The sequence below is a fragment of the Streptomyces verrucosisporus genome (assembly GCF_017114865.1).
Taxonomy (GTDB): Bacteria; Actinomycetota; Actinomycetes; order Streptomycetales; family Streptomycetaceae; genus Streptomyces; species Streptomyces fenghuangensis.
This window is the reverse complement of sequence record NZ_JADEYH010000059.1, coordinates 1-5,920: the sequence shown is the minus strand read 5'-3', so window position 1 is coordinate 5,920 and position 5,920 is coordinate 1. Positions and strand designations below refer to the sequence as shown.

The window sequence follows — 5,920 nt, the reverse complement described above, 5'->3', positions numbered from 1 at the left end:
GCGTGCTTGTGCGGCGGCGATCTCCGCCTCGGTCGCGCCGACGGCGTCGGGGAGCCGCTGACGGAGTGTCCGCTCCAGCAGCGCCGGGTCCGCCGACGGGGCCGGCGCCGCCCCGGGCACCGGGTCGGGCAGGCGGCGCCAGGGCTCAGGAACGGCGTCCTCGACCAGGAGGAGCGAGCCCGGGTACGGGCCGAGACCCGCCTCCACCGCGGGGCTGGAACCCCGCAGGTGCAGCACCGCCCTTCCGGCCGGGGAGATCTCCGCCACGAAGGAGATCTCCCCGGTGCCGGCGTCCGCGAGCGCGCCGCGTACCCGCTCCACCGCGTCGTACTCGGCCTGCCTGTCCTCGCCCCGGGCGGCCCGCCCGGGCGGCACAGGCCATCGCCGCAGGGGCACACTACATCCGTGGCGGCCGATGCGTCCCGCCACCCGGCCGCCCGGGGCGGCCGGGCGCTCCGCGTTGGCGGCCCGCAGCAGCGGCTCCCAGGTCGCGAGGTCATGGAGCGGGGACGACGAGGACAACACCGCCTCCAGGAATTCCGGTGATCGTACGGAGCGCTTCGGGAGCGGACGGGCCGTGACGGTGCCCATCACGCCCAGAGCGACGGCGGGAAACGGGCGCTCAAGGCTCGCGGCCACTTCCCGAGCGAGACCGCCGCACTCAAGTGCGTCTACATGGCGATCATGTCCCTGAACCCCACCGGCAAGGGCCAGGCCCGCTTGACCATGCGCTGGAAGACCGCCCTGAACGCCTTCGACATCGCCTTCGACGGTCGGCTCTCCGTAGCCCGCCAGTAACCCCAGCTACCCTGGTTACACCGAACGTTTGACCCTGGACAGGTGGGAGTTGTCCGGGTGGTGGGCGGGCGAAGAGGCCGCGCGGCCGGTGCGCGGTGGGTCATGATCCCTCCCCATAGGGCCGGGGCAGCGGCACGTGGTGTCGACGAGGAAGAGACGGGCGGAATGACCGACAAGGTCACCGGCGGGCAGTGGGCGGTGCCAGATCGGCTGGCGGAGGCGGAGCGGGCGGGGGAGACGGTGCGGTAGACCTGGCGGCCGGTCGGCGGCCCCCTCAAGGAGCGGGCGGTGCGGGCGCTGGAAGAGACCAGTCCGACACCGTATTCCTTGGGGCAGGCAACTGCCCGGCTTCGCCCGATCGTCCACCGGGCATGACGTCCACAGTTCCCCAGGCACCTTCCGCCACCCCACCAGGCTGGCAGCACTGCGGCCACGGCGCCACCACAGCGGATCCGGTCGGCTGCCGCGGCATCCACGTCCCCGGCCACACCGCCTGCCTGGCCCACCTAGGCTGTTTCGTTTGGATCAGTCGGTCGTTGGTCCGGTTGTGCCATTGACCGACGCGCAGTGGGCGCGGATCGAGCCGTTGCTCCCGGACCGGACACCGAAGCGGGGTGGCCGGCGGCGGGACCACCGCGAGGTGATCGATGCGATCGCCTTCAAGTTCCAGACCGGAACGCAGTGGGTTCACCTGCCGGAGAGGTACGGCAACTGGCGGGGCGTCTACAACCGGCTGCGGATGTGGGCCATCGACGGCACCTGGGAGCGGGTCTTCACCGCGCTGGTGGCCCAGGCCGACGCGGACGAGGACCTGAGCTGGGCCGTCTCGGTGGACTCCACCATCGTGCGCGCTCACCAGCACGCGGCCGGGGCCCGCAAAAAGCGGCCGGGGCCCGCAAAAAGGGGCCCCGGCCGGGGAGCCGGACGATCACGCCATCGGCCGGTCCCGCGGCGGACTGACTACGAAGATCCACCTTGCGGCCGACGGCCGCTGCCGACCGCTGGCGTTCCATCTCACCGCCGGCCAGGCCGGTGACGCGCCCGCCTTCCCCGAAGTCATGACCCGCCTGCGCGTGCCCCGCCGGCGAGGACGGCCCCGTACCAGGCCGGAGGTGGTCCTGGCCGACAAGGCGTACTCCTCCCGCGCGATCCGCGAGCACCTGCGCAGACGCGGCGTCCGCGCGGTGATCCCTGTCCCGGCAGACCAGCAACGTCACCGACTGCGGCGGGGAAGCCGCGGCGGCAGGCCACCGGCCTTCGACCACGAGGCTTACCGGCAGCGCAACACCGTCGAGCGGTGCATCAACCGCCTCAAGCAGTGGCGCGGCATCGCCACCCGCTACGAGAAGACCGCCACCATCTACCTGGCCGGACTCCACGTCGCGGGCATTTTCCTCTGGTCCGCCCGATGATCCAAACGAAACCGCCTAGCGGGAGCTCTCCCGCCCTGGGGCCGCAGGTGGGGTTCACCGACCACAACTTCCATAGAGGTGCGTATATTTGTTCGATTACGGATCTGTGGAACTGGGGAGGAGGGCTGTGCGGCGGTGGTTGGATGGCCGGTGTCCGCGCACACTGCGGATCGTTGAGCACTGCGCACCACACCGCGCCGGGCTGGGGCGGGGTCTTAAAGCGGGAGGTAAGTCGGTGGGCGACCGAAGCGCGATCGAGTGGACCGAGGCCACCTGGAACCCCACCACCGGATGCGACCGCGTCTCGCCCGGCTGCGACAACTGCTACGCCCTGACTCTGGCCAAACGACTCAAGGCCATGGGAGCACCCAAGTACCAGAACGACGGCGACCCGCGCACCTCCGGCCCCGGCTTCGACGTCACCCTCCACCCCGACTCCCTCACCATCCCCTACGGCTGGAAGAGCCCGCGGGTGGTGTTCGTCAACTCCATGTCCGACCTCTTCCACGCCCGCGTCCCCTTGGGCTTTGTCCGCCAGGTCTTCCAGGTGATGGCCGACACCCCGCAGCACACCTATCAGGTGCTGACCAAGCGGGCCCGCCGCCTGCGGCAGGTCGCCGGTAAGCTTCAGTGGCCGGCGAACCTGTGGGTGGGTGTCTCGGTCGAGTCCGAGACCGAGCTACCGCGCGTGGACGACCTGCGGCAGGTGCCGGCCGCGGTGCGGTTCCTGTCCTGCGAACCACTGCTGGGCCCGCTGCCGGGGCTGAACCTGGACGGGATCGACTGGGTCATCGCCGGCGGCGAGTCCGGCCCCGGCCACCGGCCGATGGATCAGGCGTGGGTGACCGGCATCCGGGACGCCTGCCAGGAGCAGAACACCGCGTTCTTCTTCAAGCAGTGGGGCGGCCGCACCCCCAAGGCCGGCGGCCGCGAACTGGACGGGCGCACCTGGGACGAGATGCCGCCCCCTCAGCGCGCACTGTCGCCGAGCTGAACGGTGGTCAGTCCTCGGCCTCTTCGAGTTTGAGGTCTTCGGGGGCGTAGAACCGCACGATGCAGCCCTCCGGCCACGGCGTCGGAGCCTTGACCGGCTCCACCCGGATTGCCAGCCCCTCCGCGGCGAGCTTGGTCAGCGCCGTCCGCAGATGCTTATCGACAAAGCCCAGCCGGGCGGCCTCGCTTGACAAGGCACTCCAGCGCTGCGCTGTCCCAGCATGGCTGCGCAGCGCCTCGTCCAGGCGGTCCACCACAGCCTGGCCGCCGAAGAGATCGGGCTGCATCACCGTGGCCGCCGAAGCCCCTCGCCCGGTGTAGCCGTCCAGCTTCCACGCCGCCGGGTTCCAGCACTTCAGCCCAGCCTCACTGTGGGTGGCCAGGATCAGATGATAGCGCGCGCTCTGATTGCTGATCCGTATCCCGAACCGGCCGCTGAGCAGACGATGGCGAGCCAGCATCTGCTCATACGCCTCGGCGAAGGCCTCCTTCCGCGCCCCCGCACCCTTTACCTGCACAGCCGAACGCCACAGATCACTGCCGAAATAGGTGTCCATGGCCTTGTCGTAGTGCTCGCGCTGGCAGAAGCGGTGCAGCTCGTTGCTGAAGAAAGTGAACAGCACCTCGTCCCGCCGCCCGGCCATGCACCGCCGCACCAGGGAGAACGGCACACTCTTCAGATCGAACGGATCCAGCAGCCACAGCACCGGCATGTCCGCCTTGCCCCGGTGCGCCAACGCGGACAACTCTGCCTGCCGCTCCGCGAACAACCCCGGCTCCGCCACTTGGACGTTCAGGCCCGGCGAGGCCGGCAGTCGGGCAACCTGCCGCCGCAACTCGGTCACCCGGTCCGGCCGCTCCTCCAGGCACACCAGGTTCAGCTTCCCGAACCGCCGGTAGGCGGTGTGCTCCAGGAAGGCCCGGGCGATGACGATCGGAGATCCGGGCGGGCCATCCTGGTACACGCCGGGGCCGGCGAACGCATCGACGATGGTGGCTTCGGGAAACCTCTGCAGAATCTTCGCCATCCAGCAGTGCAGGTAGTGCCGGTACATCAGGTGCTTGACCTGCGTGTGCGGGTCACTGCGCCACACCGTCTTCTCGGCCAGCTCCTTCTTCCGCCCCATCGGACCCCCCTTTGCCGTCGGCGAACTCGTCCAAGAGTGAACCGATCCACTACCCAGCGTCCAGACCGCATGCAATATGCGTGACCAACAGCGCCCGCGTAGCACCTGCCTGCTGGATAACGGCTGAATCTCCAGTCGTTATCCAGCACACGCTGACGTGATATCACCGACTCCGCTGGTCACATACCTTGGCTGCCTCCGCCAGCACCCTCCTCGACGCCGGCGACGTCACCGGTGCCTTCGCCCAGCTGCGCCTCATCGAGCTCGCCGCCCCGCTGGAGGCCCGCCGACCCTCGGTACGCGCGCTGACCGCACAGGTCGCCGAGCTGCGCCCCGATCTCCCGGGCCTGAGCGACTACGCGCACCGCACGGTGATGACCTCCCCCTGACCTGTGTAAATACCGGCACGAATCCGCTGCCCAGACACCAGCTGACTAGGAGCTGTCCGGGCGATCATGTGACCGCTCCGTGCCTGGGTCGTTGTTGCGGGCATGGGGCGGGGCGATCTGACGGATGCGGAATGGGAACGGCTGCGGCCGTCCCTGCCGGTGAGCAATGGACGTTGTGGCCGGTGGCGGGATCACCGACAGGTGATCGACGGGATCCTGCACCGGGTGCGGACCGGGGTGCAGTGGCGGGATCTTCCCGAGCGGTTTGGCCCCTGGAAGACCGTCTATGAACGCCACCGGCGGTGGTCGGCCGACGGCACGTGAGAGCGTCTGCTGCAGCAGGTCCAGGCCGCCGCCGACATCGCGGGCGAGATCGACTGGGACATCTCGGTGGACTCCACCATCGTGTGCGCCCATCAGCACGCGGCCGGTGCCCGGACCGACCCGCTGCCGGCGCCCGCGTCAAAGAGGGCCGAAGCGGTAGAACATCAGGGCGAAACACCGTGGCAAAGCCTGCTCGCCCGGCTGGTGGAGGTGGTGCAGGAGGCGAGGGCCTGGGCCGCTCGCGGGGCGGGTTCACCAGCAAACTCCACCTGAGCGCCGACGGCCGCTGCCGCCCGCTGCCCTTGGTCGTCACTGGCGGACAGCGGGCGGACTGCACCCAGTTCCAGGCGGTGTTGGCAAAGATCCGGGTTCCGCGGGTCGGTCCGGGACGGCCCCGCACGAAGCCCGACAGCCTCGCGGCCGACAAGGGATACAGCAACGGCCCGTGCCGCGAGTACCTGCGGCGCCGAGGCATCCGGCACACGATCCCAGAGAAGACCGATAGCCAGGCTGCCCGCCTGCGCAAAGGCTCACGCGGCGGACGACCACCCGGCTTCGACGAAGAGCGGTACAAGAAGCGCAACACCGTCGAACGAGCGATCAACAGGCTGAAGCAGTCCCGGGCCGTGGCCACCCGCTATGACAAGCGCGGCTACATCTTCCTCGGCACCGCAACCACCGCAGCTCTACTCATCTGGCTTCGGGGCTGAGTCCCGACCTCACAAAGCGATCGGCCGGTACGCCAGGGCCTGATCGACTACCTCATCAGCCGAAAGCTCCCGCTCCGGCGACCAGAAGATCAAGTCGCTGACATAACCGGACGGGCATGCCAGGGCTCTGTCGAGCCTGCCTAGCCAGCCGTCCACCTCGTCGTCTG

General features: G+C 69.6%; 5 protein-coding genes and 3 pseudogenes. 5 read left to right on the top strand and 3 right to left on the bottom strand.

Annotation, left to right across the window (positions count from 1 at the left end; genetic code table 11):
- Nucleotides 1-522, bottom strand: a pseudogene (locus IQ279_RS27350) (SMI1/KNR4 family protein); the annotation flags it as partial.
- 90 nt (nt 523-612) lie between these two features.
- Here IQ279_RS27350 and IQ279_RS27345 point away from each other — a divergent pair.
- The 3 genes and pseudogenes from IQ279_RS27345 to IQ279_RS27335 all read left to right on the top strand — a co-directional run.
- A pseudogene (locus tag IQ279_RS27345) lies at nt 613-798 on the top strand (IS256 family transposase); the annotation flags it as partial.
- Between the two features lie 547 nt (nt 799-1,345).
- Nucleotides 1,346-2,210 (top strand): IS5 family transposase gene (locus IQ279_RS27340; protein WP_372445252.1). Its coding sequence is split into 2 segments (ribosomal slippage): nt 1,346-1,723 and nt 1,725-2,210, totalling 864 coding nucleotides; the frame shifts between segments, so codons are not numbered across the junction.
- 235 nt (nt 2,211-2,445) lie between these two features.
- Nucleotides 2,446-3,204 carry a DUF5131 family protein gene (locus IQ279_RS27335; RefSeq protein ID WP_206352011.1) on the top strand — a complete coding sequence of 253 codons (759 nt, stop codon included), beginning with the start codon at nt 2,446-2,448 and terminating at the stop codon, nt 3,202-3,204.
- A gap of 7 nt (nt 3,205-3,211) precedes the next feature.
- Here the strand turns inward: IQ279_RS27335 and tcmP are convergent, their stop codons facing one another.
- A complete protein-coding gene (gene tcmP / locus IQ279_RS27330; RefSeq protein ID WP_206352010.1) occupies nt 3,212-4,330 on the bottom strand; it encodes a three-Cys-motif partner protein TcmP in 1,119 nt (372 codons plus the stop codon).
- 188 nt (nt 4,331-4,518) lie between these two features.
- On the opposite strand from tcmP, the gene IQ279_RS27325 reads away from it, so the two are divergent.
- Nucleotides 4,519-4,719 carry a hypothetical protein gene (locus tag IQ279_RS27325; RefSeq protein ID WP_241028844.1) on the top strand — a complete coding sequence of 67 codons (201 nt, stop codon included), beginning with the start codon at nt 4,519-4,521 and terminating at the stop codon, nt 4,717-4,719.
- A gap of 102 nt (nt 4,720-4,821) precedes the next feature.
- Nucleotides 4,822-5,753, top strand: a pseudogene (locus IQ279_RS27320) (IS5 family transposase).
- Nucleotides 5,754-5,762: 9 nt separating this feature from the next.
- On the opposite strand, the gene IQ279_RS28395 reads toward IQ279_RS27320, so the two are convergent.
- A partial coding sequence (locus tag IQ279_RS28395) for a bacteriocin immunity protein (protein WP_241028845.1) occupies nt 5,763-5,920 on the bottom strand: 158 nt, incomplete at its 5' end.